Origin of the sequence: Actinosynnema sp. NPDC023658, assembly GCF_040639995.1 — a bacterium.
GTDB lineage: Bacteria > Actinomycetota > Actinomycetes > Mycobacteriales > Pseudonocardiaceae > Actinosynnema.
Window position 1 is genome coordinate 1 of record NZ_JBFAAX010001175.1, and the last position, 1,606, is coordinate 1,606.

Sequence of the window (1,606 nt, forward strand, 5' to 3'; positions counted from 1 at the left end):
ACCTGGAGGACGACATCGAGGTCGTCGCGGAGGCCGCCGACGGCGACGCGGGCGTGGCGCTGGCCAGGCAGCACCTGCCCGACATCGCGCTCGTCGACATCCAGATGCCGGTCGTCGACGGCATCGAGGCGACCCGACGCATCGCCGCGGACCCGGCCCTGGCCGGGGTGCACGTCGTCATCCTCACCAACTACGGCTTGGACGAGTACGTCTTCAACGCCCTGCGCGCCGGCGCGGCGGGCTTCCTCGTCAAGGACATCCAGCCGGAGGACTTCCTGCACGCCGTGCGCGTCGCCGCGCGCGGCGACGCCCTGCTCGCCCCCTCGATCACCCGCAAGCTGATCGACCGGTACGTCGCCCGGCCGCTCGACAACGCCACCCACACCGGACTGGCGGAACTGACCAACCGCGAACGCGAAGCCGTGGTCCTGGTCGCGCAGGGCCTGTCCAACGATGAGGTCGCGGACCACATGGTGATCACCCCGCTGACCGCGAAGACCCACATCAACCGGGCCATGACCAAGCTCCACGCCCGCGACCGGGCCCAACTCGTCGTCCTCGCCTACGAGTCCGGCCTGGTGACACCGCGCAACTCCTGACGGCCGCGACAGCACCGGTGCGGTGGGGGATCAGTCCCGCCAGTGGTTCTGCGGTTCGCTGCACACCTTGTAGGTGGGGCCGTGCCAGCAGACCGTGACCTTGGTCCGGTCGAACCCGCCGACCCGGTCGGGGTCGCCCAGGCTGATGGGGAAGTCGCGAGTGCCGCTGTACACCGTCCTGGTGTCACTGTCGATCTTGGTCGATCCGGCGTACGCCTCGAAGTAGGCCGTGACGTACCCGCTCGAGTACCCGTTGACCACCGTGCCGGTGATGTTCGCGCTTCGGTTGCTCCAGGAGATCCAGCCCAGGGTGTACGCGTAACAGCCGTTCGAGTCGGGCACGCACACGTTGAAGTAGTCGTCGTTCCAGGCGGCCTCGGTCCGGGCGGACGCCGCCGGGACGCCCACCACCGCCCCCAGGGTCATGGCCAGTGCGGCGGCCGCGACCACGCGTCGAATGCCGATCATGTAGTTCCCCCTCGTTCGCAGGACGTCAAGTCCTGGCACGCACCATCGCAGGGGGCTCTAACAAGTCCCTAAACGTGGACCGGCTCACCGGGAACCGACGCCCGTCAGGCCCACGGCTACATCGACTCCGCCGGCGAGGTCCACGACTCCACATGAAGGCCTACCTCACCGCCCTGGAGAAGGACCTCCCCTGATCACCGAGGTCCGGCCCGCCGCCGCCCGCGGACACCGCGCCCGGACGCTCCTGTGAGGATGGACGATGCCTGCACCGACGCTCGACCACCGAGCCACCGGGTACGTCGCCGAACCGCTGCGCGCGGTGTTCCCGTCCGGGCGCGGGAGTCGCAGACCGTGAGTTCCTGGGAGCAGCCGGGAACGGGGAAGTGCGGTCGCGGAGTTACGGGGAGACGTCCACCAGCACCTTGCCGACGGCGCCGCCCTCCACCGCGCGGTGGGCGTCGGCGGTGCGGTGGAGGGGGAATCGGAGCAGCGGCTGACCGTGCTCCTCACCGACCGGCAGCGCGCCGTCGCGGAGCGCC

The 1,606-nt window shown here is 70.1% G+C and carries 2 protein-coding genes; one reads left to right on the forward strand and one right to left on the reverse strand.

Annotated elements, in window-relative coordinates; all coding sequences use genetic code 11:
* On the forward strand, positions 1-599 hold a 599-nt coding region (locus AB0G02_RS39270; protein ID WP_360805317.1), incomplete at its 5' end, for a response regulator transcription factor.
* Between the two features lie 30 nt (positions 600-629).
* Here AB0G02_RS39270 and AB0G02_RS39275 read toward each other — a convergent pair.
* Positions 630-1,067, reverse strand: a complete 438-nt coding sequence (locus AB0G02_RS39275; RefSeq protein WP_360805320.1) for a hypothetical protein — start codon at positions 1,065-1,067, stop codon at positions 630-632.
* Positions 1,068-1,606 lie beyond the last annotated feature (539 nt).

What these genes read in the sequence shown, in the direction of transcription:
- AB0G02_RS39275 (WP_360805320.1), bottom strand. Translation starts at nt 1,067, where the DNA reads ATGATCGGCATTCGACGCGTGGTCGCGGCCGCCGCACTGGCCATGACC.